Origin of the sequence: Companilactobacillus ginsenosidimutans (assembly GCF_001050475.1) — a bacterium.
GTDB classification, from domain to species: domain Bacteria; phylum Bacillota; class Bacilli; order Lactobacillales; family Lactobacillaceae; genus Companilactobacillus; species Companilactobacillus ginsenosidimutans.
This window is the reverse complement of the sequence record NZ_CP012034.1, coordinates 984,234-1,008,819: the sequence shown is the minus strand read 5'-3', so window position 1 is coordinate 1,008,819 and position 24,586 is coordinate 984,234. Positions and strand designations below refer to the sequence as shown.

The following is a 24,586-nucleotide window of genomic DNA, read 5'->3' as shown; positions in this document are numbered from 1 at the left end:
GAAGGAGGAACTGAGTTATGACAAAAATCACAGCCTACAAAAACAGCGGTGCTGAAAACGGTACTGTTGATATCAACGATTCAATCTTTGGTATTGAACTAAATAATTCTGTAGTTACAGACGCAGTTATCATGCAACGTGCCAGCTTAAGACAAGGTACTCATGATGTTAAGAACCGCTCTGAAGTACGTGGTGGTGGTAAGAAACCATGGCGTCAAAAAGGAACAGGTCGTGCTCGTCAAGGATCAATCCGTTCACCACAATGGGTTGGCGGTGGTACTGTATTCGGTCCCACACCTAGATCATACGCATACCATCTTCCTAGAAAAGTTAGCCGTTTGGCATTGAAGTCTGTACTTTCACAAAAAGCTGCTGATGGTAACATCATCGTTATCGACTCAATTTCATACGACAAGCCAAACACAAAATCATTCGCACAATTACTTTCAACAGTAGGTGCTAATGGAAAGACACTTGTTGTTCTTGAAGACGGTAATGACAATGCTGCTTTATCAGCTAGAAACATTGATAAAGTTACAGTAGTTGCACCAGAAGGTGTAAACGTACTTGATGTTATCAACGCTAATAAATTAGTAGTTACTCAAGCAGCACTTTCTAAGATTGAGGAGGTGCTTGGATAATGAGCGCAAGAGACGTAATTATTCGCCCAGTCGTTACTGAAGGTTCAATGGATTTGATGGCAGACAAGAAATACACATTTGATGTAGCTCTTGATGCTAACAAAGTTCTTGTTAGACAATCTATTGAAGAAATCTTTGGTGTAAAAGTTAAAAAAGTAAATATCATGAATGTTTCAGGTAAGAAGAAGCGCCAAGGTCGTTATGTTGGTTTTACAGCAAAACGTCGTAAAGCTATTGTTACTCTTACAGAAGATTCAGATGAAATTAAGATTTTTGATGAAGAATAAATAAGGAGGACACATAATGGCGATTATCAAGTATAAACCAACCACAAACGGTCGTCGTAATATGACAGGTTCTGACTTTGCGGAGATTACTAAAACTACTCCTGAAAAGACTTTGTTAGAATCACAAAGCCATACTGCTGGTCGTAACTCATACGGTCATATTACAGTTAGACATCGTGGTGGTGGTCACAAGCAACACTACCGTATCATCGATTTCAAACGTACTAAAGATAATGTAGAAGCTACAGTTAAGGCAATCGAATATGATCCTAACCGTACAGCTAACATTGCATTACTACACTATTCAGATGGTGTTAAATCATATATCTTGGCTCCTAAAGGTCTTGTCGTTGGACAAAAAGTTCAATCAGGTACTGAAGCAGATATTAAACCCGGAAATGCTCTTCCATTAGCTAACATTCCCGTAGGTACAATTATTCATAACGTTGAATTAAAACCTGGTAAGGGTGGTCAACTTGGCCGTTCTGCTGGTACTTCAATTCAATTGTTAGGTAGAGATGGAAAGTACTCATTAGTACGTTTGCCTTCTGGTGAAGTTCGTATGATCCTTTCAACTTGCCGTGCTTCTGTTGGTGCTATTGGTAACGAACAACATGAATTAATTAAGATTGGTAAAGCTGGACGTAAACGTTGGTTAGGTATTAGACCTACAGTTCGTGGTTCAGTTATGAACCCTAACGATCACCCACACGGTGGTGGTGAAGGTAAAGCTCCTATCGGTCATCCATCACCTATGTCACCATGGGGTAAGAAGACTCTTGGTAAGAAAACTCGTTCAAAACATGCCAAATCTGAAAAGCTTATCGTTCGTCACAGAAAAGGTAAGTAATTATTTCGCAAGAATAATATAAGGAGGACATAAGATGAGTCGTAGTTTAAAAAAGGGACCATTCGCTGATGCACATCTTCTAAAGAAGATCGAAGCACAAGCCGATTCAGACAAGAAGTCAGTGATCAAAACATGGTCACGACGTTCAACAATTTTTCCTAGTTTCGTAGGATACACTATTGCAGTTCATGATGGACGTAAACACGTTCCAGTTTATATCCAAGAAGATATGGTTGGACACAAGTTGGGCGAATTCGTACCAACACGTACATTCCATGGTCATGGTACTGACGATAAGAAAACTGTTAAGTAATAAGAAGGGAGACTAAATGATGGCAGAACAAGAAATTACATCTGCAACAGCCAAAGTTAAGAACGTGCGTATTGCACCTCGTAAGGCTCGCCTTGTTATTGATTTAATCAGAAACAAGAATGCCGCTGAGGCACTTGCAATTTTGCAATTCACACCAAGAGCAGGCTCTCCTATTATTGCCAAAGCTCTTAAGTCAGCAATTGCAAATGCAGAACATAACTTTGATTTAGATGCACAAAACTTATTCGTTAGCGAAGCCTTCGTTGACGAAGGACCAACTCTAAAACGTTTCCGTCCTAGAGCTAAAGGTTCAGCATCACCAATTAATAAAAGAACAAGTAACATTACAGTAGTTGTAACAGAAAAAGATTAGTATTGGAGGTAACTTGAGTGGGTCAAAAGATTAATCCAGTCGGATTCCGTGTAGGTGTTATCCGTGACTGGGATGCCAAATGGTATGCAGAAAAAGATTTTTCAAAATTCTTACATGAAGATCTTAAGATTCGTAAGTATATTGAAGACAGACTTTCAAACGCTTCAGTTTCAAGAATTGAAATTGAACGTACAGCAAAGAACGTAACAATTTCTATCCACACTGCTAAACCAGGAATGGTTATTGGTAAGGGTGGTTCTGAAGTTGAAAAATTACGTAACGAATTAAACAAACTTGTTAATAGAAACATTCACATTAACATTATTGAAATCAAGAAACCTGACTTGGATGCAAAACTTGTCGGTGAAAACGTCGCTCGTCAACTAGAAGCTCGTATTGCTTTTAGACGTGCACAACGTCAAGCTGTTCAACGTTCTAGACGTGCAGGCGCAAAGGGTATCAAGATTCAAATCTCTGGTCGTTTAAACGGTGCCGATATGGCTCGTAGAGAATGGCATACAGAGGGAACTGTTCCTCTACACACATTACGTGCAGATATTGATTATGCATGGGTTGAAGCAAAGACTCAATACGGTAACTTAGGTGTTAAAACTTGGATTTATCGTGGTGAAATTCTTCCTGCTAAACCTCAACATAACTCAGACAAAAACGAAGGGAAAGGAGAATAATCCATGTTAGTACCAAAGCGTGTAAAGCACCGTCGTGAATTCCGTGGAAAGATGCGCGGAGAAGCTAAAGGCGGTAAGAACGTCGATTTTGGTGAATACGGTTTGAAAGCACTTGATTCAAGTTGGATCACTAATAGACAAATCGAAGCAGCTCGTGTTGCTATGACTCGTTACATGAAGCGTGGTGGTAAGGTTTGGATTAAAATCTTCCCTCACAAATCATACACTGCTAAAGGTGTTGGTGTTCGTATGGGTTCTGGTAAAGGTGCTCCAGCTGGTTGGGTTGCCGTAGTAAAACGTGAAAAAGTCATGTTTGAAATCGGTGGCGTACCTGAAGAAGTTGCCCGTGAAGCCCTAAGACTTGCATCAAACAAACTTCCTGTTAGAACTAAGTTTGTTAAAGCAGAGAAAGTAGGTGGCGCTGATGAAGGCTAGTGAAATCAAAGAGCTAACTGCTACTGAATTACAAGATAAAGTTAAGCAATATAAAGAAGAGTTATTTAACCTTCGTTTCCAACAAGCTACTGGTCAATTGGAAAACACAGCTCGTTTAAAGGCTGTCAGAAAGAATATTGCTAGATTAAGAACTGTTCAAAATCAAGTAAATAACGAAAAATAATAAACAGGAAGGGAGATATCACGTTGAGCGAAAAAGAAACTCGTAACAGTCGTAAAGTATACCAAGGCCGTGTCGTTTCAGATAAAGCAGAAAAAACAATTACAGTTGTTGTTGAAACTTACAAGAAACACCCAGTTTATGGCAAACGTGTAAGATACTCAAAGAAGTTCTACGTTCAAGACGAAAAGAACGAAGCTAAAGTTGGCGATGTTGTTCGTATTATGGAAACTCGACCTTTGTCAAAGACAAAGCGCTTCCGTTTATTAGAAATCGTCGAAAAAGCAGTTATTATCTAGTATTAAATACTGATGAGAGGAGGACTAATAAGTGATTCAACAAGAAAGCCGTCTAAAAGTTGCAGATAATTCTGGAGCTCGTGAAATTCTAACAATTAAAGTTCTCGGTGGTTCAAACCGTAAAACAGCTAATATCGGTGATATTATTGTCGCTACTGTCAAACAAGCAACACCAGGTGGCGTTGTTAAAAAGGGTGACGTTGTTAAAGCCGTAATCGTAAGAACTGTATCAGGTGCACATCGTACTGATGGTTCATATATCAGATTCGACGAAAATGCCGCAGTTATTATTAATGCTGATAAAACACCTAGAGGAACTCGTATCTTCGGACCCGTTGCTCGTGAACTACGTGATAGCGATTTTATGAAGATCGTATCACTAGCACCAGAAGTGCTATAAAAAGATCAATTAAATTCAGGAGGTGCTGAATAGTGTTTGTAAAAACTGGAGACAACGTTGAAATTATTTCTGGTGACGATAAAGGCAAGCAAGGTACTGTTATCAAAGCTTTGCCAAGCGCAAACAAGGTTATTGTTAAAGGCGTACATGTTGTAAAAAAACATTCAAAGCCAACTAACACACAACCTCAAGGCGGAATCGTCGACGTTGAAAGACCTATCGATGTAACTAACGTTAAAGTCGTTAAGGGATCAACTAAGAAAACAACTACAGCCAAGAAATCAACAAAATCAACTGATAAAAAAGAAGATAAGTAAGAAAGGAGAAAACTAAATGGTTAATGCATTAAAAGAAAGATATGTAAAAGAAATCACACCATCAATGATGGAAAAATTCAATTACACATCAATCATGCAAACACCTAAGATCGAAAAAATCGTTCTTAACATGGGTGTTGGTGACGCTATTGCTAACTCAAAGAACCTTGATGAAGCTGTTGAAGAATTAGGCTTGATTGCAGGTCAAAAACCTTTGATTACAAAAGCAAAGAAATCTATTGCCGGCTTCAGACTTCGTGAAGGTATGTCAATCGGTGCTAAGGTTACACTTCGTGGTGACCGTATGTACGACTTCCTTGACAAGTTAATCAATGTCGCATTACCTCGTGTTCGTGATTTCCGTGGTGTATCTACTCGTTCATTCGATGGCCGTGGCAACTACACACTAGGTCTTAAGGAACAATTGGTTTTCCCAGAAATTGATTATGATAAGGTTAACAAGATTCGTGGTTTGGATATTGTTCTTGTAACAACAGCTGAATCAGATGAAGAATCACGTGAACTACTATCACAAATTGGAATGCCATTTACAAAATAAAGGAGGGTCATTAAATTGGCTAAGAAATCTCAAATAGTACGTAACCATAGACCAGCCAAGTTCTCATCACAAGAATACACACGTTGTGAACGCTGTGGCCGTCCACATTCTGTATATCGTAAATTTAAACTTTGCCGTATTTGCCTTCGCAATTTAGCTCATGAGGGTCAAATTCCTGGTATGAGAAAAGCTAGTTGGTAGAAATTAACTATAAATAAGGAGGTAAATTAAATGGTCATGACAGATCCTATTGCAGATTACTTAACACGTATTCGCAATGCTAATATGGTAAAGCATGAATCTCTAGAAGTGCCTGCTTCAAACATTAAGAAGAGCATTACAGAGATTTTAAAGAATGAAGGATTTATCAAGGATTACGAAGTTGTCGAAGACAACAAGCAAGGCGTACTTCGTATTTTCCTTAAATATGGACAAGATCAACAACGCGTTATCTCAGGTTTGAAACGTATTTCAAGACCTGGTCTACGTAGTTATGTTGATGCTGATAATGTACCAAAGGTTCTTAACGGACTTGGTATTGCTATTATCTCAACTTCAAAAGGTGTAATTACTGATAAAGAAGCCCGTGCACAACACGTTGGTGGAGAAGTAATCGCTTATATTTGGTAATAATTTTTAAGGACAAGGAGGTGCACAAATTTGAGTCGTATCGGTTATAAAGTGATTGATATACCAGAAGGTGTAACAATTACAGAAAAAGATGAAAACATTACTGTTAAAGGCCCTAAGGGTGAAATAACAAGACATTTTAATCCAGCTATCAAGTTGACTATTGAAGGTAACGAAGCTAAGTTCACACGTGAAAGTGAAAATGATAAAGCTCTTCACGGAACAATGCGTTCAAACCTTAACAACATGGTTCTTGGTGTTACAGAAGGATTTGAAAAGAAACTTGAACTCAGAGGTGTTGGTTACCGTGCCCAAGTTAAGGGTACAAAGCTAACTCTTTCAGTTGGTTACTCACATCCTGTAGATATGGATGCACCAGAAGGTATTAAAATTGAATCTCCTTCAAATACTGAAATTAACATTTCAGGTATTAGTAAGCAAAAGGTTGGACAATTTGCTGCTGAGATTCGTGACGTACGTCCTCCAGAACCATATAAGGGTAAAGGTATTCGTTATGTTGACGAATATGTACGTCGTAAAGAAGGTAAAACTGGTAAGTAGTAAATAATTCTATGAGGTGAAAATTGTGATAACAAAACCAGATAAAAACAAAGCACGTCAAAAGCGTCAAAAACGTGTACGTGCTAAGATCTCTGGTACTGCTGAGTGCCCACGCTTAAATGTGTTCCGTTCGAACAAAAACATTTACGCTCAATTAATTGATGACGTAAAGGGTGTAACGCTAGCAAGTGCCTCAACTCTTGATAAAGAAGTCAAAGACGGTTCAAAAGTTGAACAAGCTGAAGCTGTTGGTGCATTAATTGCCACAAGAGCTAAAGATGCAAAAATCAGTGATGTAGTATTCGATCGTGCAGGTTACTTATACCATGGTCGTGTACAAAGCTTAGCTGAAGCTGCTCGTGAAAATGGGCTAAAATTCTAGAAGGAGGAAACCAAACTTATGACATATATCGATCCATCTCAATTAGAGTTAGAAGATCGCGTTGTTTCAATCAACCGTGTTACTAAAGTTGTTAAAGGTGGACGCCGTCTACGTTTTGCAGCCATCGTAATCGTTGGTGACAAGAATGGCCACGTTGGTTTCGGAACTGGTAAAGCTCAAGAAGTTCCAGAAGCTATTCGTAAAGCTGTTGAAGACGCTAAGAAGAACTTAGTTAATGTTCCTATGGTCGGATCAACAATTCCTCACGAAGTAATTGGTAGATTCGGTGCCGGTAAAATTATGTTGAAACCTGCTATTGAAGGTTCTGGTATCGCTGCTGGTGGTTCCGTTCGTGCCGTTATGGAATTAGCCGGTGTTGGTGATATTACAAGTAAATCACTTGGTAGAAATACACCAATCAACGTTATCCGTGCTACAATCGAAGGACTAAAACAAATCAAAACTGCTGAAAGTGTTGCAGACATGCGCGGAATTTCAGCTCAAAACTTGCTTAACTAGAAGAAAGGTGTGTAATAATGGCTAAACTTAAGATTACTCTTATTAGAAGTGCAGCTCACCGCCTTCCTGCTCAACGTAAAACTGTTAAAGAACTAGGACTTGGAAGAGTCAATAGTTCTGTTGTTAAGCCGGATGATCCTGCAATCCGCGGTGCTGTATTAAAGATTGCTCATTTAGTTAGTGTTGAAGAAGTTAAAGATTAATAATTCATTCATAGATTAGGAGGTGCAAGAATGGAACTACATGAACTTAAGCCTACTGAAGGTTCAAGACATTCCAGAAAACGTTTAGGTCGTGGTACTTCAAGTGGTACTGGTAAGACTGCTGGTCGTGGACAAAAAGGTCAATTAGCAAGATCAGGTGGTAAGACTCGTATCGGTTTTGAAGGTGGACAAATGCCTTTATTCCGTCGTATGCCAAAACGTGGATTTAAGAATATCAACCGCAAAGAATATGCAGTTGTTAACCTTAAAGACTTGAACAAGTTCAGTGATGGTGCCGAAGTAAATCTTCAAACATTGAAAGAAGCTGGAATCGTTAAGAAAGAATTTAACGGTGTTAAGTTACTTGCCAATGGTGAAGTAAGCGCCAAATTAACTGTTAAAGTTGCAAAAAGCTCTGACGCCGCTACCAAAGCTATCGAAGCTGCTGGTGGCTCAGTCGAGGTGATCTAATGTTTAGAACTATCAGAGATGCTCTAAAGGTTAAAGAAATTAGACAAAAAATCTTCTTTACCCTTATGTTACTTGTGATTTACCGTTTGGGTTCACAGATAACTGTTCCCGGTGTTAATGCCGCTGCGATGGATAAGGTCAGTTCTACTGGTCTTGTCCCATTGTTGGATACAGTTACTGGTGGTGGTTTATCAAATTATTCCATCTTCTCAATGGGTGTTTCACCATTCATCACTGCTCAAATCGTTGTCCAATTGTTACAAATGGACATCGTTCCAAAGTTTGTTGAATGGAGTAAACAAGGTGAAGTTGGTCGTAGAAAACTAAACCAAGTAACTAGATACTTAACTATTGTGTTAGGTTTCGTACAATCAATTGGTATTACTGCTGGTTTCAATACACTTAGTGGTCTGGGATTAGTTAAATCTCCAAACGCTCAAGCGTTCATTACAATCGGTGTTATCCTAACTGGTGGTACTATGTTGCTAACTTGGATTGGTGAGCAAATCACTGATAAAGGGTTGGGTAATGGTGTTTCAGTTATTATCTTCGCTGGTATCGTTGCGAGATTCCCTAATGGAATGGAACAAATTTACCGTGATTATATTAAGAACGCAAACACCGGAGACCTAGCAAAGAACATTGGTTTTATCGTTGGATTAGTTATTCTAATTTTAGTTGTTGTTCAGTTTGTTACATATGTACAACAAGCTAGTCGTAGAATCCCTATTCAATATACAAGACGTGCCGCAGGTAGCGGAAGCGAAAGTTTCTTGCCACTAAAGGTTAACGTTGCTGGTGTTATTCCTGTTATCTTCGCTAGTTCATTTATTGTTACACCACAAACTATTTTGATGGCGTTCCAAGCAAATCACAGTGGAGACAGCTGGTACCAAGTACTATCAGAAATATTCAGTATGCAAACAACTACAGGATCACTTCTATATACATTGTTGATTGTGTTATTCACTTTCTTCTATGCATTCGTTCAAGTTAATCCTGAAAAGTTATCAGAAAACTTGCAAAAACAAGGTGCATATATTCCTGGCATTTGGCCTGGAAATGAAACAATTAAATTTATGAATGGTGTCTTACTTAGATTATCTACAGTAGGTTCAATCTTCTTAGGTTTAGTTTCATTGCTACCATTGCTTGCAGCTAACTTGTTCAACCTACCTCAATCAATTGGTTTAGGTGGTACAAGTTTACTTATCATCGTTGGTGTTACAGTTGAGATGGATCGTCAACTTAGAGGTCTATTGATGAAACGTGAATACGTTGGGTTTATCAGATAAGTAAATTGTTGGGAGATGTTAAGAATGAACATTATATTGATGGGATTGCCTGGTGCTGGTAAAGGTACACAAGCAGAAAAGATTGTTGAAGATTTTGAAATTGTTCATATTTCGACTGGTGATATGTTCAGACAAGCTATGGCCGATAAGACTAAAGTTGGTTTGGATGCCAAGTCATATATTGACAAAGGTGAGTTAGTTCCCGATGAAGTAACAGAATCTATTGTTGAAGAACGTTTAGGCAAAGATGATGTTCAAAATAGCGGATATATGTTAGATGGATTTCCAAGAACTATCGATCAGGCTAACGCTTTACAGACAATTGCAAAAAATGTAAATAAGCCAATCGGTGGTGTAATATATATAGATGTTAAACCAGAGGTTCTTGTTGAACGTTTATCTGGTAGATATATCTGCAAGAATTGTGGAGCAACTTATCACAAAGTTTACAATCCAACAAAGGTTGAGGGTACTTGTGATGTTTGCGGTGGTCATGAATTTTACCAACGTGAAGATGACAAACCTGAGACAGTTAAGAACAGATTAAAAGTTAACATCGAAATGAATACTCCACTTATCGATTTTTACGACAAGTTGAACTTGTTACATAAGATCAATGGTGAACAAGAAATTGACGATGTATATAAAGAAGTTAAAAAGGTTTTGCAAAGTTTGTAAAACTTTTTAACTTTGGTTTGTTTACAACAGCTCAAATTTATTGTATAATTTGGCGCTGTATGCAAATGAATTTATCCCGCTAATCATTGGAGGTTAATATCTTTGGCAAAAGATGATGTCATTGAAGTAGAAGGTACAATTTCAGAAACATTGCCTAATGCGATGTTTAAGGTGAAACTTGAAAATGGTGCTACAGTTCTAGCCCATGTGTCAGGTAAAATCCGTATGCACTATATTAGAATTTTACCCGGCGATAAGGTCACTGTAGAATTGTCACCTTATGATTTAACCAAGGGAAGAATTACATATAGATATAGATAAAAAAATGTATTTTAATGGAATGGAGGTTCCACAATATGAAAGTAAGACCATCCGTTAAACCTATGTGTGAACACTGTAAAGTAATTAAGAGACGCGGTCGCGTTATGATTATTTGCTCTGCAGATCCAAAACACAAACAAAGACAAGGATAATAAAAATAGGAGGTGCTAATTAATGGCTCGTATAGCAGGTGTAGATTTACCTCGTGATAAGAGAATCGTAATTGCCTTAACTTATATTTTCGGTATTGGCAATACTACTGCACAAAAAGTGCTTAAAAATGCTGATGTTTCTGAAGACGTTCGTGCAAGAGACTTAACTCCTGATCAAGAAGATAAGATTCGTGCAGAAATTGACAAGATTCCTGTTGAAGGTGACTTGCGTCGTGAAACAAGTATGAACATCAAGAGACTTCAAGAAATTGGTTCATACCGTGGTATGAGACATCGTCGTGGATTGCCCGTTCGTGGACAAAACACAAAGAACAACGCTAGAACTCGTAAAGGCAAGAAAGTTTCTATTGCCGGTAAGAAAAAGTAGGATAGGAGGTTAATTCATGGCTCAAAACAAAGGTCGCAAACGTCGTACAAAGAAGCATATTGAAGCTGGTGTTGCACATATCCACTCAACTTTCAATAACACACTAGTTATGATTACTGATGTTAACGGTAATGCCGTTTCATGGTCATCAGCTGGTGCACTTGGATTTAAGGGAAGCCGTAAGTCAACACCATTTGCTGCACAAATGGCTGGTGAAGCAGCTGCCAAAGAATCAATGGAACATGGTATGAAAACAGTAGAAGTAGCTGTTAAAGGACCTGGTTCAGGTCGTGAAGCCGCAATTCGTTCATTACAAGCCACAGGTTTGGAAATTACTGCAATTCGCGACGTCACACCAGTTCCACATAATGGCTCACGTCCTCCAAAGCGTCGTCGTGTATAGATGGTTTCATACCCATATGAACTAAGCTACACACATTTCGTTTTGAAAGGGGAACTAACCGAATGATCGAATTTGAAAAGCCAACCATTACACCTGTTGAAGAAAGTAATGATCATGGTAAATATATTATTGAACCGCTAGAAAGAGGATACGGTACTACATTAGGTAATTCATTACGTCGTGTATTACTTGCATCATTACCTGGTACAGCGGTTTCTGATATTCAAATAGATGGTGTCTTGCATGAATTTTCTGCTGTCGATGGTGTCATCGAAGATGTTACACAAATCGTGCTTAACATCAAGAAACTATCATTGAAGTCATACGCTGAAGAAGGCAGTTTAAAAGCTGAGATCGATATTACTGGTCCTGCAACTGTCACAGCTAAAGACGTCAAAGCAGATGATGATCTGGAAATTCTTGATCCTGAACAATACATTTGTACTGTTGCTGAGGGCGGACATTTCCATATGCAAATGACAATTAAAAATGGTCGTGGATATACTCCTGCAGAACAAAATAAGACCGACGAAACACCTATTGGTGTTTTACCAGTTGACTCAATTTTCACACCAGTTGAAAAAGTTAACTACCAAGTTGAAAATACTCGTGTGGGTAAAAGAAACGACTTCGATAAATTGACAATCGATATCTGGACTAATGGTTCCATTGGCCCTAGAGAAGCTATTAGTTTGTCTGCTAAGATTCTTACAGAACACTTAACTAGTTTTGTAAATCTTACCGAAGAAGCTAAAAGTGCCGACATGATGATTGAAAAAGAAGAAACACAAAAAGAAAAGAAACTTGAAATGACTATTGAAGAACTCGATTTATCAGTTCGTTCATATAATTGTTTGAAGCGTGCCGGTATTAATACTGTGCAAGAGCTTACTGAAAAAACTGAAGCTGATATGATGCGTGTTCGTAATTTAGGACGTAAGTCATTAGTTGAGGTTAAAGAAAAGCTTTCTGATCTCGGATTATCATTAAAGCAAGAAGATTAAAAATATCAAATTCAAACAGGAGGTAAACACATGGGCTACCGTAAATTAGGACGTACAAGTTCTCAAAGAAAAGCAATGTTGCGCGATTTAACTACTGATTTAATCATTAATGAACGTATTGTTACTACACAAACTCGTGCTAAAGAAATCAGCCGTACAACTGAAAAGATGATAACTTTAGGTAAACGTGGAGATTTGCATGCTCGTCGCCAAGCAGCTTCATTTGTTAGAGACGAAGTAGCTAACATTACAGAAGATGATGACGCAGTTGTAGTACAATCAGCTCTTCAAAAGTTATTCAGTGATATTGCCCCACGTTACAAAGAACGTAACGGAGGATACACACGTATCTTGAAGACTGCACCTCGCCGTGGTGATGCTGCACCTATGGTTATTATTGAACTAGTTTAATAATAATATGAAGTTTCATTAATAAAAAATCAGTCATTCTGATGAATTAGTGAGTGTTAAGATGATGGTTACCACCGTAACTAAGTCTATCTCTGAGATCTCCGACAACGGAGACACTAATTTGTCGAATGATTTTTTTTTACCCAAAGGTGAACTAATGACTAATATAATTTCTATTAAAGATGTTTTTTATAAATATCCTGGTGCTTCAAAATACGCTGTTAATGGTGTTAGTTTGGACCTTCAGGAAAATGAATGGATTTCTATCGTTGGTAAAAATGGTAGTGGAAAGACTACATTGACTCGATTGATTGATGGATTGGAAGAATGTGAGTCGGGAACCATTGAAGTTGACGGACAAGTTATGAATGAGGATACTATCTGGGATGCGAGAAGAAAAATTGGAATTGTTTTTCAGAACCCGGATCATCAATTTGTTGGTGCTACTGTGGAAGATGATGTTGCGTTTGGACTTGAAAATCAGGGTATGCCTCGTGATAAGATGGTTGTTGCTGTTGATGATGCTTTAAAAATGGTTGATATGCAAGACTATAAGAAAAGGGATCCACAGTCATTATCCGGTGGGCAAAAACAGCGTGTGGCAATTGCCGGAGTGTTAGCAATTAAACCACAAATTATCATCATGGATGAGTCGACAAGCATGCTAGATCCCGATGGACGAAAGACAGTTATCAATTTGATTAAGGAATTACGTTCTCAACAAAAATTAACTGTAATTTCCATAACACATGATATTGAAGAGACACAACTTTCTGATAGAATTATAGTATTGAACTCAGGGAAGGTCGTAAAGGATACTACTCCTGCTGATCTTTACAATTTGGGCCCACAATTGACAGAGTATGGATTAGAAGAGCCTTTCACTAATTTAGTTGCTGCTGGTCTTAAAGACGTTACTTCCTTTAACGGATATCTGAGTGAGAAAGGATTAATAGACGAATTATGCAAATTGAATTCAAACATGTAACTCATTCATATGAATCTAGTAATCCAATGTCTGGACTGGGATTATCCGATGTTTCTTGTACCATTGAAGATGGAGCGTTTACCGCTATTGTTGGAAAAACAGGTAGTGGAAAATCAACATTGGTGCGTCACATTAACGCTTTACTCAAACCAACCAGTGGGTCATTAATCGTTGGTGATAGAGAAATTACGCCGGAAACTGATAACAAGAATCTGAAACCACTTCGGAAAAATGTTGGAATGGTTTTTCAATTCCCGGAAAGTCAGTTATTTGAAGATACAGTTGAAAAAGATATTATGTTTGGACCGAAAAATTTTGGTGTCTCTGAAGAAGATGCTAAGATAGCTGCAAATAAAATGATTGATGTTGTTGGTCTTGGAAAAGATTACCTTCAACAGTCACCATTTGATCTGTCAGGTGGGCAAATGAGACGTGTTGCAATTGCGGGTGTCCTTGCTAGTAATCCTGAGACTATAATTTTGGATGAACCCACAGCCGGGTTAGATCCCGTTGGTCGAAAAGAGATTATGGACCTGTTTAAGCAACAACAGGCACAAGGTAAGACAATTCTCCTGATTACACACAACATGGATGACGTGGCAAACTATGCAGAGAAAATGATAGTTATGCATGATGCAAGCATAGTTGCTTCCGGAACACCAACCGAAATTTTTAATAATAAAGAATTGCTTGAGAAAAAATATATCAGTTTACCACAAAGCGCGATGTTTGCTCGGAAACTACAAGACAAAAATTTCCGATTTGATAAGCTACCAATTACTATCAGTGAATTGACTGCTGAAATAAAAAACCAAATTAATGGTGATTAAATGGACAAATTAATAATAGGACGGTATTTACCTGGGGAATCATTGATTTATCGGCTTGATCCTCGGTTAAAATTCTTAATTACATTTTACTTCATAGGAATAGTCTTTCTTGCTAACAATGTGGCTTCGTATGCCTTCTTGCTAGTATTTGTACTGTTCGCAGTTTATGTTTCAAAAGTTAATTTGTCGTTCTTCATCAAAGGACTACGGCCAATGTTTTGGCTGATTCTATTTACAGTCGCGTTACAGGCGTTCTTCACGCCCAGCAGTCATCCAATTTGGCATTGGGCATTCTTAACGTTGTCAAAAGAAGGTTTGGTAATTGCTGCATACATCTTTATGCGTTTCGTCTTAATCATTTTTATCTCCACCTTGTTAACATTAACAACCACACCTATCGAAATATCCGATTCAATCGAGAGCATTCTCAAGCCTTTGAAGGTTGTAAAGTTCCCAGTAACACAGGTAGCTTTAATGTTGTCGATTGCATTAAGATTCGTGCCGTTGTTAATAGATGAGACGACCAAAATAATGGATGCACAGCGTGCACGTGGTGTCGACTTCGGCGAAGGTGGACTAATCAAACGAATCAAGTCGTTCGTACCTATTTTGATTCCACTTTTCGTAAGTAGTTTTTCAATTGCCTATGATTTGGCCATAGCCATGGAGTCACGTGGTTATAAAGACGGCGAGGGCAGAAGTAAGTACCGTGTACTAAAGTGGTCCAGACGCGATAATTTGACCATATTATTCATGGTCGTCATCACAATAATTTTATTATTGCTACGGAGCTACAAATGACAAACTATAAATTGACTATTGCCTATGATGGTTCAAACTTTCATGGCTTTCAAAGACAGCCAGATCAGAGAACAGTTCAAGGCATTTTAGAAAAAGTTTTATCCAAGATGACTAAAGGTAAACATGTCGAGGTACTTGGTTCAGGTAGAACTGATGCGGGTGTGCATGCTTTTGGACAAGTTGTTTCGTTTCAGTATCCAGGTAATATTCCTGCCGATAGCATGCTAAAAGCTGTGAACTCTTTATTGCCACTGGATGTAATAACAAAAAAATCAGAAATAGTCGCGGATGACTTTCATGCCAGATTTGGTGTTAAAAAGAAAACGTACTCTTATAGAGTAGACTGTGGTCATTACACTGATCCGTTTAAGCGATTTTATACAGGACATTATCCGTACTCACTCGATGTTCATAAGATAGAGGATGCAATCGTTGACCTCATTGGAGAACATGATTTCACAAGTTTTGCTGCATCTGGTGGGGTTATTGAGAATAAGGTTCGTACCATCTATGATGCAAATGTTAAGTATTTAGAAGATAGTAATGAATTAGTATTCGAGTTTACAGGTAACGGGTTTTTATACAATATGGTGAGAATATTAGTTGCCACGTTATTAGAAATAGGTAACGGTCGACGTCCAGTACATGATTTTCAACGGTTATTTGAAGTAAAAGATCGTCAAGAAGCCCGTGGAACAGCACCTGCTAGTGGGCTATATTTAAAAGAAGTTTTTTATTGATAAATACAAGTTATGATATTGACATATGTGGGAATACCAAGTAATATTGTACCTGGTATTGTTTGCCCCACGATAAGCCCCGGAATCTTATTGAGTGTCAAACAGACAGAAATTTGGAGGAAAACAAATGCGTACAACACCATTAGCAAAAGCAAGTGAAGTTGAACGTAAATGGTATGTAGTTGATGCAACTGACGTTGTTCTTGGTAGAATTTCATCAGTTGTTGCTGCTATTCTTAGAGGTAAGAACAAGCCAACTTACACACCTAACGTTGATACAGGTGATAATGTTATTATCATCAATGCAGAAAAAGTTAAATTAACAGGTAAGAAAGCTAAGAATAAGATCTATTATTCTCATTCAGACCACCCAGGTGGGTTGAAGAGTATTAGTGCTGGTGAAAAGAGAGACAAGACACCAGAACGTTTGATCGAAGATTCAATTCGTGGTATGTTGCCACATAACAGTCTTGGCCGTCAACAAATTTTGAAGTTGCATGTTTATGCAGGTTCAGAACACAAGAACCAAGCACAAAATCCAGAAGCATTGGATATCAACAAACTAATCTAAGGAGGAAAAAATTTTGGCAGATGTATTTTATGCTGGAACAGGCCGTCGCAAAGACTCAGTTGCGCGTGTTCGATTAGTTCCAGGAAACGGTAAGATTACTATTAACAAGAGAGATGTCAATGACTATATTCCTTTTGACAATTTGATTGCTGATATGAAACAACCTTTGGATATTACTGAAACAGGCGCAAACTATGACGTTATTGCTAACGTTAATGGTGGCGGTTTTTCAGGACAAGCTGGAGCAATCAGACATGGTATTGCAAGAGCACTTCTAAATGTCGACCCTGACTTTAGATCAGCACTTAAGAGTGCTGGACTCTTAACACGTGACCCTCGTATGAAGGAACGTAAGAAACCAGGTCTTAAGAAAGCTCGTAAGGCTTCACAATTCTCAAAACGTTAATACAAATCTCAAATATTATACTTTTGAAGCACTCGTCGTTAGACGGGTGTTTTTTTGTATCGATTTTTTGATGATTTTTATAAAAAGTTCGATTGCCATATCGTGGGGAAAGTTAATGAATTCTGAGTATACTAATTGATGTCATTCGTTTTGAAGATCAATTTACCATCAATACAGTTTTAAACTTTTATCTTGGAGGATGAAGAATGCAAACTATCTTAGTTGGTGATATTCATTTAAAATCAAGAATTATGTTACCTATGGTCGAAAAGGCTGTGAATGAGCACGGGGCAAAACAGATTATTCTAATGGGAGACTATTTAGATGATTATGATTGTGAGCATAATCCACAATTATATTTAGACGAGTTGAATTATTTGATTGGGTGGAAAAAGAAGATGGAATCTGCTGATATCAAAGTAATTCCGTTGCTAGGAAATCATGATGCACCTTACCTAACGGGTGAATTAAAAAATTATTCATTGCACGAAAACTTCTATATGTTGCCAAATAATCAGGATATATCTGAGGTTATTTCTCAAAAGCTCATAGAGTTGGGTATTCAAATATCATTTCAACTAGATGATTTCTTGGTATCACATGCCGGATATATTCGAGGAAGTAAGCCCAAAAGATGGCATCACAGGAAATTAACTTTAGATGAAAAAGATATTCGTTGGGTCAGTGAAATAGCTAGCCAAGAGGGTTCAAGAGGTGGCCTTGGTCCGACTGGTAGTGTCATTTGGGCGGACTTCAGCGACTTAATCAAATTACCGTCAATCGATGTCACAAATCAAATTGTGGCACACACTCCACAAAGCAAAATTATTTTTGAATATGAACGTGAAGTTCATTATCAATTAGTTGATATCGACACTTTTAGTTTGAAACCTATAGAGGAATATCCATACGTTGAATATATAGGGAATGGAGAACTTCTTCTGTATAATAATGGTGAATTAAGTGCTATTGGTACTGATTGGAGAAACAAAGATATTTTAGAAAACTTATACCAGCAGAGACAACAGGATTAAATTCACTCGAGTATAATGGTAATTAAATTTAACATTATATGTATTAATAAAGTGGAGGATTAACGAATGTGTGGTCGATTCATGTTTGAACCAGAACAAAATCCTGAGGTTTATCGCATTTACAATTTAGCATTAGGCAATGGATATCATCCAAAGACTGGTGAAATTTTTCCCACAGATGAAACAGCATTGATAGTTGCTGGTGAAAAACAAGTTAAGGTTGTAGGTATGAAGTGGGGATTCCCTGGATTTAAACCTGGGCAGAATTTAATAAATGCTCGATCTGAAACAGTTAGACAAAAGCCTATGTTTGCCGATTCGTTTAATAAACGAAGGTGTGTTTATCCCACAACAGGTTTCTTTGAGTGGTCGGAGGATAAGACAAAATTCAGATTTAATTTTGACAATAAACCTACTACTTTGTTTATTGGTGGATGCTTCAATTACTTCAATGAGGTTCCTCAGAGCATTTTATTTACTACTAAACCAAATGAATCAATGATAAAGATACATGATCGTATGCCACTTATTTTGGCTAAGGATCAGATTAATCGTTGGATTTATGATGACAATTTTGCTGAAAAAATGCTTAGTGCGGATATGCCTATGCTTGATTCTCAAGAAAATTAAATAATGACGCATTCCTAAATTGTGGAATGCGTCTTTTTTTATATGTATCAACACAGTAACCGGCAAGTATCAATTTTTTCAGATATACAAATACATGTTTTCGTTGTTGTTGTCGTTCTAATGGAATTTAATTTGCTATTTTCATTAAAATGATACAAGAATATATAATTTTCATTTTCTTTCATTGTGTGTTCTATCACCTTTAAACTGCCTATTATCAACTTTGTAAAGACCATGTAAAGAAAATATAAAGCCAAATCTTTACAATGTGTAGAAATCTTTACATTTAATAAACATTGTATATACATTCACTTGGTAGTCTATTAGATGTTCTAAAAAAATATGTTGTAGGAAAGTTGGTATGGTTTTTATGAAAAAAGGGCGGTTTTTAACGATTTGTTTAGGGGTAATGTTGATGGCCTTATTAGGTGGAACATTAGCCGGATGCTCAGGAAAGAGTAGTTCAGCAAATGGTGGTAGTGATTCAAAGAAGATTTCAATTGTATTTTACCCAAATGAATCAGCAAAAGACTACTTAGCTTCACGTAATGAATTAAAAGCTAAATTAGAAAAAGCTACTGGTAAGAAAGTTGAAATTAAAACAACTACAGATTATAACGTAGCTATCGAAGCAATCGCTTCAGGTAAAGCTCAATTAGCATTTATGGGTGCTGATGGATATATCAAGGCTCGTGGCTTAAACAAAGCTGTTGAACCATTACTTACAGAATCTGGTCCAGATGGTACATTCAAGGGTGCTTCATATCGTTCATACTTGATGGTTCCTGAAAAGGAAGCTGACAGTTACAAGAAAGATGGTAAGTTCAATATTGAAGGTATCAAAGGTAAGAAGATTTCATTCGTTTCATCAAGTTCAACTTCAGGTTTCGCAGTTCCAACATATGAAATTCAAAAAGCATTTAAGTTGAAGAACAAAGATTCATTCACAGAGGGTGGCAAGTTCTTCAGTAAAGTTCTTTATGGTAACTCACATCCAGGTTCAGCAGTTAACTTGTTGAAGGGTGACGTAGACGTTGCAGCATTCGATGATATTGATTTAACACCATTCATGAAAGTTACTTCTGGTGACTATGGTGAAGCCGGTGCCAAGTTCACAGTTCGTGACGATGCAGCTGCTCCATTCACAGATTTCCATGGTAAGAGTGTTGTAAGTATCTCAGTTCTTCCAGTTCAAAATGGTCCTCTAGCAGTTAATACAAAAGCACTTGGCGAAAAAGATCGTAAAGCTATCCAAGATCTATTTACTTCAGAAGAAGTATCTAACGATGCTAAGTTATTTGCTAAAGATGGTTCAAAACAAGCAGCATTGTTCCACAAGAAGGGTCCTAAGTCACAACTTCTTAAAGTTGACGACAACTGGTACAAACCAACTCACGAATTAATCGGTAAATAGTATATAGGAGGCATTACGATGCTGGAAGTAAAAAACTTAGCGAAGAGTTACCAAAAGGATAAACCAGCTTTGACTGATATTTCTTTTAAAATTGATCCAGGTAATTTTGTAGCAATCATTGGCCCATCAGGGGCAGGTAAAACTACAATTCTTAGAAGCTTGAATCAACTTATCAAGGATGATGATGGTGAGATTCTTCTTGACGGTGAAGATATTCGTTCGGCAAATAAGAAGGAATTGAGAAAATTACGTCGTCAAATTGGAATGATTTTCCAAAACTACAATCTTGTTGAAAGATTAACTGTTCTAGAAAACGTTCTTCATGGTCGACTCGGATATAAGTCAACACTTGCAGGCGTAATGGGTCACTATACTGAAGATGAAAAGAAAGAAGCATTGGATCTTCTTGACAAAGTTGGTCTATCAGAATTTGCGCTTCAACGTTGTTCTGAATTAAGTGGTGGTCAAAAGCAAAGAGTAGGTATCGCCAGAGCATTGATTCAACATCCAAAGGTTATCCTTTGTGATGAACCAATTGCATCCCTGGATCCTGCTTCAGCACAAAATGTAATGAAGTTACTTAAACAGTTGACTGACGAATATAACATTATTTGTATTGCTAACTTGCATCAAATTGATTTGGCAAAACAACACGCTGATCAAATTATTGGTATTCGTCACGGTGAAATGATTTTTAATGATTCAGCGGACAAGTTAGATCAAGCAGCAATTGCTGAGCTTTATGGAGCAGCTGCAGCTAAGGAGCTAGCTTAATGAATCAACAAAAATTAAGTGCAACACATTACCTTGGCAAAAAGAGATTGATGCAAACTGGTGTAATAGCAATTATCGGGGCTATTTACGTTGTAGGATGTTTCATTTTACAATTTGATACATTTGAAGGAGCATTGTCTATTCCCAAGGCATTCTCCTGGTTGTTAATTAATTTCCAACCAACTCAAAATTCAATGTCGTACTTGCCACAAATAATGACAAAGTTGTTTGAAACTGTTTTGATGTCAATTGCATCAGTCGTTGTAGCCGGAATTATTGCAATTTTCTTTGCAATCGTTGGCTCTAAAGCAACTGGTATTAATAAGTTTACTCAAATACTAGTACGTGGTATTGCATCGTTCTTTAGAAATATTCCTTTAGTTGCTTGGGCAATGATCTTATTGTTCTCATTTAAACAAAGCAACTTTACTGGTTTTCTAGCTTTATTATTAATGACTGTTGGTTTTCTAATGCGTGCATTTATGGAAATTATTGAGGATGAAGCAGGTGAAGCTATGCTTGCTTTAAAAGCTACTGGAGCAAGCTATTTCCAGGTTATTTTCCAAGCTGTTATTCCTCAAATAATTCCAAGTTTAATTAGTTGGATTCTCTACATGATCGAAAATAACGTTCGTGATGCAACGCTTGTAGGTATTTTGACTGGTACAGGAATTGGATTTATCTTCGATTTGTATTATAAGAGTTTCCGATTTGATGCAGCAGGGATGACTGTTCTTGCAATCATTGTTGTTGTAATCGTACTAGAAACACTATCGAATCAAATCAGAAAGGTGATCTTATGATTTCAAGAGAAGGCTCAAAGCCAATCATTCAAAAACCTTCATTTAATAGAGATCCTCAACCAAAAAAAATTAAGCTTCGTAAAACTTCTGCATCCACGTGGATGATTAACTCAGTTTTCATTGGCTTGATTCTAATTACAATTTATAGTTTGACACATCTCAACACTGAAAACGTTAAGTTGGGAGAAGCTTTCAAGGGTCTCATGATGACTTTTGAGCAAATGTTTGTACAACCAAATGCTGGTTCAGATGGATTTATGGTATTACTTGAAGCTTTAGGTGTCAGTGTATTACTAGCAATTTTGACGACAATTATTGGTGCAGTCGTCGGTTTCTTCCTAGCTGTTCTAGCTTCGAGAAACTTAACAAATGCATACTTAGGTGCGGGGATTAGAGCAGTCATGGCGATTGTTCGTGCAATTCCAACAATCCTTTGGGCATTGATTTTCTCAATTGCTGTTGGATTAGGTCCAACTGCAGCAATCCTCGGACTTAGTTTTCATAGTGTTGCATATTTAACTAAAGCGTATTCTGAAAGTATTGAAGAAATCGATCCAGCAATAATCGATGCGCTTAAAGTTACCGGATGTAAATTCTGGACAATTGTTTTCCAAGCTGTTTGGCCAACTATTATTCCTTCACTCGTTTCTTGGACATTCATCCGTTTGGAAATCAATTTTGCGAATGCAGTTGCCGTTGGAGCCGCTGCAGGTGCTGGTGGAATTGGATATCAACTATTTGTTACAAGTGGTTTGAGTTTCGATTTCCATGAAGTAGGATACATCGTATATATGGTAATCTTCACAACTATGATTTTGGAATTTGTTGCTGTTAAGATTAGACAACATTATTTGGCAAAGTAAGGGAGTTTATTAAATGATTGAAGCTGTAATTTTTGATTGGGCCGGAACTACTGTCGATTATGGTAGTTTGGCACCAGTGGTAGCTTTCAAAGCTGCATTTAACACTAAAAGCATTTACCCAACTGATGAAGAGATTCGTCAATTTATGGGGATGTCTAAGTGGGATCATATTGGAGAAATGTTGCAATTGCCAACAATTCGCCAACAATGGGAAGATGAGTACGGTGAACTTCCCACTGAAGATGATCGTAAAGAATTATACACAATGTTCGAGTCTGCATTGATGGCACATTTGGTTAAGCAAACTGAATTGAAGCCACATTTATTGGACACAATTGATTTTCTTGAAGATTCAGGAATTCAATATGCAACCACGACAGGTTATACACCTGAAATGATGGATGCCGTTCAACGTGGAGCAAGCAATCTTGGCTACAAACCTGATATTGTGTTGACGTCTGCTGATGTAAATAATAATGGTCGTCCAGCACCTGACATGATTGAAAAAATTCTTTTTGAACTTGGAGAAATCAAGCCAGAGGAAGCACTTAAAGTTGGAGACACAATTGTTGATATCGAAGAAGGTCGCAATGCCGGCGTTCAAACTGTTGGAATTATCGATGGTAGTAGCTTGATGGGACTTAACGAATCAGACTTCAACAATTTAACTGAAGATGAACGTGAAGCTGTCCGTGCAGAGGTTCGTCAACAATTTGAAACTGTTGATGCAGATTATATAATTAATGATCTTTCAGAATTACCAGAAGTTATCAAGAGTTTAAATCAACTAAAGGAAATGTAAACTAATGGAAAATGATTACTTATTACTAACACCAGGACCACTTACTACTAGTGAAACTGTGAAAAAAGCTATGAACAAGGATTATTGTACTTGGGATGACGATTATAAGATTATTACTGAATCGATTCGTTCATCATTGCTAAAGATTGCTCAAGTTGATCCTGCTAATTACACAGCTGTTCCTATCCAAGGTAGTGGAACATATGGAGTAGAATCTGTAATTAGTTCTGTGATGCCTGAAGATGGAACTTTACTTATTGCAATGAATGGTGCATATGGTGAAAGAATCGCTCAAATGGCAGATGTTTATGGTATTAATCATGTTGATTTGAAAGTGGATGAACAACAACCAGTTACTGCTGAATTAGTAAAAGCAGAAATTGAGGCTCATCCTGAAATCACCCATTTTGCAATGATCCATTGTGAAACTACGACTGGTATTTTGAATCCAATTGAAGAAATTATTCCTTGGGTTAAAGCTCAAGGTGTTGTAACTATTGTTGATGCTATGAGTAGTTTTGGCGGTATTCCTATCAACGTTCAAGAGTTAGAAATTGATTTCTTGATTAGTAGTACTAACAAATGTATTCAAGGTGTACCTGGCTTTGCGTTTGTGATTGCTAATAAGTTGATTCTGAAGGGTACTAAGGGGAATGCTCGTACACTTTCATTAGATTTGTATGATCAATATAGCGAAATGGAAAAGAACCATGGTAAGTGGCGCTTTACATCTCCAACTCATGTGGTTCATGCTTTTGCCCAAGCTTTGACCGAATTAGAGGTTGAGGGTGGGGTTGAAAAGAGACATCTTCGTTATTGTGAGAACCAACGTAAATTATCACAAGGAATGGATAAACTTGGTTTTAAACAGTTGATTGATGATGAATTTCAATCACCAATAATTACTTCATTTAGATATCCTACTGATGATTTTGATTTCTCTGAATTTTATCAAAAATTAAAAACGGCAGGGTTTGTAATTTATCCTGGTAAAATTTCAATGGTTCCTACTTTCCGTATTGGTAACATTGGGGAAGTATACGACAAAGATATCGATTCATTATTAGGTGCAATCGCAAAGATTTCCAACGCGACTGTATAAATAAAAAGCTGATTAACGGTCTAATATCGTTAATCAGCTTTTTTGCTGCGTGCTATCCAGTATGTT

The 24,586-nt window shown here is 37.5% G+C and carries 41 protein-coding genes; all 41 read left to right on the top strand.

The window, feature by feature from the left end:
- Positions 1–17 precede the first annotated feature (17 nt).
- The 41 genes from rplD to phnW all read left to right on the top strand — a co-directional run bounded on the left by rplD (position 18) and on the right by phnW (position 24,520).
- The gene (gene rplD / locus ABM34_RS05440) at positions 18–641 is read left to right on the top strand and encodes a 50S ribosomal protein L4 (RefSeq protein WP_048704082.1); all 624 of its coding nucleotides are present in this window, start codon (positions 18–20) and stop codon (positions 639–641) included.
- On the top strand, positions 641–928 hold the full coding sequence (rplW, locus tag ABM34_RS05435) for a 50S ribosomal protein L23 (protein WP_048704081.1): 288 nt from the start codon (positions 641–643) through the stop codon (positions 926–928). Before rplD ends, rplW begins: the two co-directional genes overlap by 1 nt.
- Positions 929–944: 16 nt before the next feature.
- Positions 945–1,778, top strand: a complete 834-nt coding sequence (rplB, locus tag ABM34_RS05430; RefSeq protein WP_048704079.1) for a 50S ribosomal protein L2 — start codon at positions 945–947, stop codon at positions 1,776–1,778.
- Between the two features lie 34 nt (positions 1,779–1,812).
- Complete coding sequence (gene rpsS, locus ABM34_RS05425) at positions 1,813–2,091, top strand: 30S ribosomal protein S19 (RefSeq protein ID WP_048704078.1); 279 nt, start codon at positions 1,813–1,815, stop codon at positions 2,089–2,091.
- Between the two features lie 19 nt (positions 2,092–2,110).
- A complete protein-coding gene (gene rplV, locus ABM34_RS05420) occupies positions 2,111–2,464 on the top strand; it encodes a 50S ribosomal protein L22 (protein WP_048704077.1) in 354 nt (117 codons plus the stop codon).
- 17 nt (positions 2,465–2,481) lie between these two features.
- Positions 2,482–3,153, top strand: a complete 672-nt coding sequence (rpsC, locus tag ABM34_RS05415; protein WP_048704075.1) for a 30S ribosomal protein S3 — start codon at positions 2,482–2,484, stop codon at positions 3,151–3,153.
- A 3-nt stretch (positions 3,154–3,156) separates the two neighbouring features.
- The gene (gene rplP, locus ABM34_RS05410; protein WP_010624918.1) at positions 3,157–3,588 is read left to right on the top strand and encodes a 50S ribosomal protein L16; all 432 of its coding nucleotides are present in this window, start codon (positions 3,157–3,159) and stop codon (positions 3,586–3,588) included.
- Positions 3,578–3,772: a 50S ribosomal protein L29 gene (gene rpmC / locus ABM34_RS05405; RefSeq protein ID WP_048704073.1), complete on the top strand. Its 195-nt coding sequence runs from the start codon at positions 3,578–3,580 to the stop codon at positions 3,770–3,772. The genes rplP and rpmC overlap by 11 nt, the downstream gene beginning before the upstream one ends.
- Before the next feature lie 23 nt (positions 3,773–3,795).
- A complete protein-coding gene (gene rpsQ, locus ABM34_RS05400) occupies positions 3,796–4,068 on the top strand; it encodes a 30S ribosomal protein S17 (protein ID WP_048704071.1) in 273 nt (90 codons plus the stop codon).
- A gap of 31 nt (positions 4,069–4,099) precedes the next feature.
- On the top strand, positions 4,100–4,468 hold the full coding sequence (gene rplN / locus ABM34_RS05395; RefSeq protein ID WP_048704069.1) for a 50S ribosomal protein L14: 369 nt from the start codon (positions 4,100–4,102) through the stop codon (positions 4,466–4,468).
- Positions 4,469–4,500: 32 nt separating this feature from the next.
- A complete protein-coding gene (rplX, locus tag ABM34_RS05390) occupies positions 4,501–4,785 on the top strand; it encodes a 50S ribosomal protein L24 (RefSeq protein ID WP_048704067.1) in 285 nt (94 codons plus the stop codon).
- Positions 4,786–4,801: 16 nt separating this feature from the next.
- Positions 4,802–5,344 (top strand): 50S ribosomal protein L5, encoded by a 543-nt coding sequence (gene rplE, locus ABM34_RS05385; protein WP_048704065.1) that lies wholly within the window; start codon positions 4,802–4,804, stop codon positions 5,342–5,344.
- A gap of 15 nt (positions 5,345–5,359) precedes the next feature.
- Positions 5,360–5,545, top strand: coding sequence for a type Z 30S ribosomal protein S14 (locus ABM34_RS05380; RefSeq protein ID WP_048704063.1), 186 nt, complete (start codon positions 5,360–5,362; stop codon positions 5,543–5,545).
- 30 nt (positions 5,546–5,575) lie between these two features.
- Complete coding sequence (gene rpsH / locus ABM34_RS05375) at positions 5,576–5,974, top strand: 30S ribosomal protein S8 (RefSeq protein ID WP_048704061.1); 399 nt, start codon at positions 5,576–5,578, stop codon at positions 5,972–5,974.
- Between the two features lie 30 nt (positions 5,975–6,004).
- Complete coding sequence (gene rplF / locus ABM34_RS05370) at positions 6,005–6,535, top strand: 50S ribosomal protein L6 (RefSeq protein WP_048704059.1); 531 nt, start codon at positions 6,005–6,007, stop codon at positions 6,533–6,535.
- A gap of 16 nt (positions 6,536–6,551) precedes the next feature.
- Positions 6,552–6,917 (top strand): 50S ribosomal protein L18, encoded by a 366-nt coding sequence (gene rplR, locus ABM34_RS05365; protein WP_064505402.1) that lies wholly within the window; start codon positions 6,552–6,554, stop codon positions 6,915–6,917.
- 18 nt (positions 6,918–6,935) lie between these two features.
- The gene (rpsE, locus tag ABM34_RS05360; protein WP_048704055.1) at positions 6,936–7,436 is read left to right on the top strand and encodes a 30S ribosomal protein S5; all 501 of its coding nucleotides are present in this window, start codon (positions 6,936–6,938) and stop codon (positions 7,434–7,436) included.
- 17 nt (positions 7,437–7,453) lie between these two features.
- The gene (gene rpmD, locus ABM34_RS05355; RefSeq protein ID WP_010624907.1) at positions 7,454–7,639 is read left to right on the top strand and encodes a 50S ribosomal protein L30; all 186 of its coding nucleotides are present in this window, start codon (positions 7,454–7,456) and stop codon (positions 7,637–7,639) included.
- A 30-nt stretch (positions 7,640–7,669) separates the two neighbouring features.
- A complete protein-coding gene (rplO, locus tag ABM34_RS05350; RefSeq protein WP_048704053.1) occupies positions 7,670–8,110 on the top strand; it encodes a 50S ribosomal protein L15 in 441 nt (146 codons plus the stop codon).
- Positions 8,110–9,405: a preprotein translocase subunit SecY gene (secY, locus tag ABM34_RS05345; RefSeq protein ID WP_048704052.1), complete on the top strand. Its 1,296-nt coding sequence runs from the start codon at positions 8,110–8,112 to the stop codon at positions 9,403–9,405. Before rplO ends, secY begins: the two co-directional genes overlap by 1 nt.
- A 24-nt stretch (positions 9,406–9,429) precedes the next feature.
- Positions 9,430–10,083 carry an adenylate kinase gene (locus tag ABM34_RS05340; RefSeq protein ID WP_198141162.1) on the top strand — a complete coding sequence of 218 codons (654 nt, stop codon included), beginning with the start codon at positions 9,430–9,432 and terminating at the stop codon, positions 10,081–10,083.
- A 102-nt stretch (positions 10,084–10,185) separates the two neighbouring features.
- Positions 10,186–10,404 (top strand): translation initiation factor IF-1, encoded by a 219-nt coding sequence (infA, locus tag ABM34_RS05335; protein WP_010624903.1) that lies wholly within the window; start codon positions 10,186–10,188, stop codon positions 10,402–10,404.
- A gap of 35 nt (positions 10,405–10,439) precedes the next feature.
- Positions 10,440–10,556 carry a 50S ribosomal protein L36 gene (rpmJ, locus tag ABM34_RS05330; RefSeq protein WP_010624902.1) on the top strand — a complete coding sequence of 39 codons (117 nt, stop codon included), beginning with the start codon at positions 10,440–10,442 and terminating at the stop codon, positions 10,554–10,556.
- A gap of 22 nt (positions 10,557–10,578) precedes the next feature.
- Positions 10,579–10,944, top strand: a complete 366-nt coding sequence (rpsM, locus tag ABM34_RS05325; RefSeq protein ID WP_048704044.1) for a 30S ribosomal protein S13 — start codon at positions 10,579–10,581, stop codon at positions 10,942–10,944.
- A gap of 16 nt (positions 10,945–10,960) precedes the next feature.
- Positions 10,961–11,347, top strand: a complete 387-nt coding sequence (rpsK, locus tag ABM34_RS05320; protein ID WP_010018549.1) for a 30S ribosomal protein S11 — start codon at positions 10,961–10,963, stop codon at positions 11,345–11,347.
- 62 nt (positions 11,348–11,409) lie between these two features.
- Entirely contained in the window at positions 11,410–12,351 is a 942-nt protein-coding gene (locus ABM34_RS05315) for a DNA-directed RNA polymerase subunit alpha (protein ID WP_048704042.1), read from the top strand.
- A gap of 30 nt (positions 12,352–12,381) precedes the next feature.
- On the top strand, positions 12,382–12,762 hold the full coding sequence (gene rplQ, locus ABM34_RS05310) for a 50S ribosomal protein L17 (RefSeq protein ID WP_048704040.1): 381 nt from the start codon (positions 12,382–12,384) through the stop codon (positions 12,760–12,762).
- A 157-nt stretch (positions 12,763–12,919) separates the two neighbouring features.
- Complete coding sequence (locus ABM34_RS05305) at positions 12,920–13,750, top strand: energy-coupling factor transporter ATPase (RefSeq protein WP_048706381.1); 831 nt, start codon at positions 12,920–12,922, stop codon at positions 13,748–13,750.
- Complete coding sequence (locus ABM34_RS05300; protein ID WP_048704039.1) at positions 13,726–14,580, top strand: energy-coupling factor transporter ATPase; 855 nt, start codon at positions 13,726–13,728, stop codon at positions 14,578–14,580. Before ABM34_RS05305 ends, ABM34_RS05300 begins: the two co-directional genes overlap by 25 nt.
- Positions 14,581–15,381 carry an energy-coupling factor transporter transmembrane component T family protein gene (locus ABM34_RS05295; RefSeq protein WP_048704037.1) on the top strand — a complete coding sequence of 267 codons (801 nt, stop codon included), beginning with the start codon at positions 14,581–14,583 and terminating at the stop codon, positions 15,379–15,381.
- A complete protein-coding gene (gene truA / locus ABM34_RS05290) occupies positions 15,378–16,121 on the top strand; it encodes a tRNA pseudouridine(38-40) synthase TruA (RefSeq protein ID WP_048704035.1) in 744 nt (247 codons plus the stop codon). The genes ABM34_RS05295 and truA overlap by 4 nt, the downstream gene beginning before the upstream one ends.
- Before the next feature lie 127 nt (positions 16,122–16,248).
- On the top strand, positions 16,249–16,692 hold the full coding sequence (rplM, locus tag ABM34_RS05285) for a 50S ribosomal protein L13 (protein WP_048704034.1): 444 nt from the start codon (positions 16,249–16,251) through the stop codon (positions 16,690–16,692).
- A 13-nt stretch (positions 16,693–16,705) separates the two neighbouring features.
- Positions 16,706–17,098, top strand: coding sequence for a 30S ribosomal protein S9 (rpsI, locus tag ABM34_RS05280; RefSeq protein WP_048704032.1), 393 nt, complete (start codon positions 16,706–16,708; stop codon positions 17,096–17,098).
- A gap of 206 nt (positions 17,099–17,304) precedes the next feature.
- Entirely contained in the window at positions 17,305–18,132 is an 828-nt protein-coding gene (locus ABM34_RS05275) for a metallophosphoesterase (RefSeq protein ID WP_048704029.1), read from the top strand.
- 66 nt (positions 18,133–18,198) lie between these two features.
- Positions 18,199–18,762, top strand: coding sequence for an SOS response-associated peptidase family protein (locus ABM34_RS05270; RefSeq protein WP_048704028.1), 564 nt, complete (start codon positions 18,199–18,201; stop codon positions 18,760–18,762).
- Between the two features lie 361 nt (positions 18,763–19,123).
- Positions 19,124–20,176, top strand: a complete 1,053-nt coding sequence (locus ABM34_RS05265) for a phosphate/phosphite/phosphonate ABC transporter substrate-binding protein (RefSeq protein ID WP_417924663.1) — start codon at positions 19,124–19,126, stop codon at positions 20,174–20,176.
- 18 nt (positions 20,177–20,194) lie between these two features.
- On the top strand, positions 20,195–20,950 hold the full coding sequence (gene phnC / locus ABM34_RS05260) for a phosphonate ABC transporter ATP-binding protein (RefSeq protein WP_048704026.1): 756 nt from the start codon (positions 20,195–20,197) through the stop codon (positions 20,948–20,950).
- Positions 20,950–21,753 carry an ABC transporter permease subunit gene (locus ABM34_RS05255; RefSeq protein WP_083988269.1) on the top strand — a complete coding sequence of 268 codons (804 nt, stop codon included), beginning with the start codon at positions 20,950–20,952 and terminating at the stop codon, positions 21,751–21,753. Before phnC ends, ABM34_RS05255 begins: the two co-directional genes overlap by 1 nt.
- Positions 21,750–22,616 carry a PhnE/PtxC family ABC transporter permease gene (locus ABM34_RS05250; RefSeq protein WP_053084447.1) on the top strand — a complete coding sequence of 289 codons (867 nt, stop codon included), beginning with the start codon at positions 21,750–21,752 and terminating at the stop codon, positions 22,614–22,616. The genes ABM34_RS05255 and ABM34_RS05250 overlap by 4 nt, the downstream gene beginning before the upstream one ends.
- Positions 22,617–22,629: 13 nt before the next feature.
- On the top strand, positions 22,630–23,418 hold the full coding sequence (phnX, locus tag ABM34_RS05245; RefSeq protein ID WP_048704024.1) for a phosphonoacetaldehyde hydrolase: 789 nt from the start codon (positions 22,630–22,632) through the stop codon (positions 23,416–23,418).
- Between the two features lie 4 nt (positions 23,419–23,422).
- Entirely contained in the window at positions 23,423–24,520 is a 1,098-nt protein-coding gene (gene phnW, locus ABM34_RS05240; protein WP_048704022.1) for a 2-aminoethylphosphonate--pyruvate transaminase, read from the top strand.
- Positions 24,521–24,586: the final 66 nt, after the last annotated feature.

What these genes read in the sequence shown, in the direction of transcription:
- rplD (WP_048704082.1), top strand. Translation starts at nt 18, where the DNA reads ATGACAAAAATCACAGCCTACAAAAACAGCGGTGCTGAAAACGGTACT.
- rplW (WP_048704081.1), top strand. Translation starts at nt 641, where the DNA reads ATGAGCGCAAGAGACGTAATTATTCGCCCAGTCGTTACTGAAGGTTCA.
- rplB (WP_048704079.1), top strand. Translation starts at nt 945, where the DNA reads ATGGCGATTATCAAGTATAAACCAACCACAAACGGTCGTCGTAATATG.
- rpsS (WP_048704078.1), top strand. Translation starts at nt 1,813, where the DNA reads ATGAGTCGTAGTTTAAAAAAGGGACCATTCGCTGATGCACATCTTCTA.
- rplV (WP_048704077.1), top strand. Translation starts at nt 2,111, where the DNA reads ATGGCAGAACAAGAAATTACATCTGCAACAGCCAAAGTTAAGAACGTG.
- rplP (WP_010624918.1), top strand. Translation starts at nt 3,157, where the DNA reads ATGTTAGTACCAAAGCGTGTAAAGCACCGTCGTGAATTCCGTGGAAAG.
- rpmC (WP_048704073.1), top strand. Translation starts at nt 3,578, where the DNA reads ATGAAGGCTAGTGAAATCAAAGAGCTAACTGCTACTGAATTACAAGAT.
- rplE (WP_048704065.1), top strand. Translation starts at nt 4,802, where the DNA reads ATGGTTAATGCATTAAAAGAAAGATATGTAAAAGAAATCACACCATCA.
- rpsH (WP_048704061.1), top strand. Translation starts at nt 5,576, where the DNA reads ATGGTCATGACAGATCCTATTGCAGATTACTTAACACGTATTCGCAAT.
- rpsE (WP_048704055.1), top strand. Translation starts at nt 6,936, where the DNA reads ATGACATATATCGATCCATCTCAATTAGAGTTAGAAGATCGCGTTGTT.
- rpmD (WP_010624907.1), top strand. Translation starts at nt 7,454, where the DNA reads ATGGCTAAACTTAAGATTACTCTTATTAGAAGTGCAGCTCACCGCCTT.
- rplO (WP_048704053.1), top strand. Translation starts at nt 7,670, where the DNA reads ATGGAACTACATGAACTTAAGCCTACTGAAGGTTCAAGACATTCCAGA.
- secY (WP_048704052.1), top strand. Translation starts at nt 8,110, where the DNA reads ATGTTTAGAACTATCAGAGATGCTCTAAAGGTTAAAGAAATTAGACAA.
- ABM34_RS05340 (WP_198141162.1), top strand. Translation starts at nt 9,430, where the DNA reads ATGAACATTATATTGATGGGATTGCCTGGTGCTGGTAAAGGTACACAA.
- rpmJ (WP_010624902.1), top strand. Translation starts at nt 10,440, where the DNA reads ATGAAAGTAAGACCATCCGTTAAACCTATGTGTGAACACTGTAAAGTA.
- rpsM (WP_048704044.1), top strand. Translation starts at nt 10,579, where the DNA reads ATGGCTCGTATAGCAGGTGTAGATTTACCTCGTGATAAGAGAATCGTA.
- rpsK (WP_010018549.1), top strand. Translation starts at nt 10,961, where the DNA reads ATGGCTCAAAACAAAGGTCGCAAACGTCGTACAAAGAAGCATATTGAA.
- ABM34_RS05315 (WP_048704042.1), top strand. Translation starts at nt 11,410, where the DNA reads ATGATCGAATTTGAAAAGCCAACCATTACACCTGTTGAAGAAAGTAAT.
- rplQ (WP_048704040.1), top strand. Translation starts at nt 12,382, where the DNA reads ATGGGCTACCGTAAATTAGGACGTACAAGTTCTCAAAGAAAAGCAATG.
- ABM34_RS05305 (WP_048706381.1), top strand. Translation starts at nt 12,920, where the DNA reads ATGACTAATATAATTTCTATTAAAGATGTTTTTTATAAATATCCTGGT.
- ABM34_RS05300 (WP_048704039.1), top strand. Translation starts at nt 13,726, where the DNA reads ATGCAAATTGAATTCAAACATGTAACTCATTCATATGAATCTAGTAAT.
- ABM34_RS05295 (WP_048704037.1), top strand. Translation starts at nt 14,581, where the DNA reads ATGGACAAATTAATAATAGGACGGTATTTACCTGGGGAATCATTGATT.
- truA (WP_048704035.1), top strand. Translation starts at nt 15,378, where the DNA reads ATGACAAACTATAAATTGACTATTGCCTATGATGGTTCAAACTTTCAT.
- rplM (WP_048704034.1), top strand. Translation starts at nt 16,249, where the DNA reads ATGCGTACAACACCATTAGCAAAAGCAAGTGAAGTTGAACGTAAATGG.
- ABM34_RS05275 (WP_048704029.1), top strand. Translation starts at nt 17,305, where the DNA reads ATGCAAACTATCTTAGTTGGTGATATTCATTTAAAATCAAGAATTATG.
- ABM34_RS05270 (WP_048704028.1), top strand. Translation starts at nt 18,199, where the DNA reads ATGTGTGGTCGATTCATGTTTGAACCAGAACAAAATCCTGAGGTTTAT.
- ABM34_RS05265 (WP_417924663.1), top strand. Translation starts at nt 19,124, where the DNA reads ATGGTTTTTATGAAAAAAGGGCGGTTTTTAACGATTTGTTTAGGGGTA.
- phnC (WP_048704026.1), top strand. Translation starts at nt 20,195, where the DNA reads ATGCTGGAAGTAAAAAACTTAGCGAAGAGTTACCAAAAGGATAAACCA.
- ABM34_RS05255 (WP_083988269.1), top strand. Translation starts at nt 20,950, where the DNA reads ATGAATCAACAAAAATTAAGTGCAACACATTACCTTGGCAAAAAGAGA.
- ABM34_RS05250 (WP_053084447.1), top strand. Translation starts at nt 21,750, where the DNA reads ATGATTTCAAGAGAAGGCTCAAAGCCAATCATTCAAAAACCTTCATTT.
- phnX (WP_048704024.1), top strand. Translation starts at nt 22,630, where the DNA reads ATGATTGAAGCTGTAATTTTTGATTGGGCCGGAACTACTGTCGATTAT.
- phnW (WP_048704022.1), top strand. Translation starts at nt 23,423, where the DNA reads ATGGAAAATGATTACTTATTACTAACACCAGGACCACTTACTACTAGT.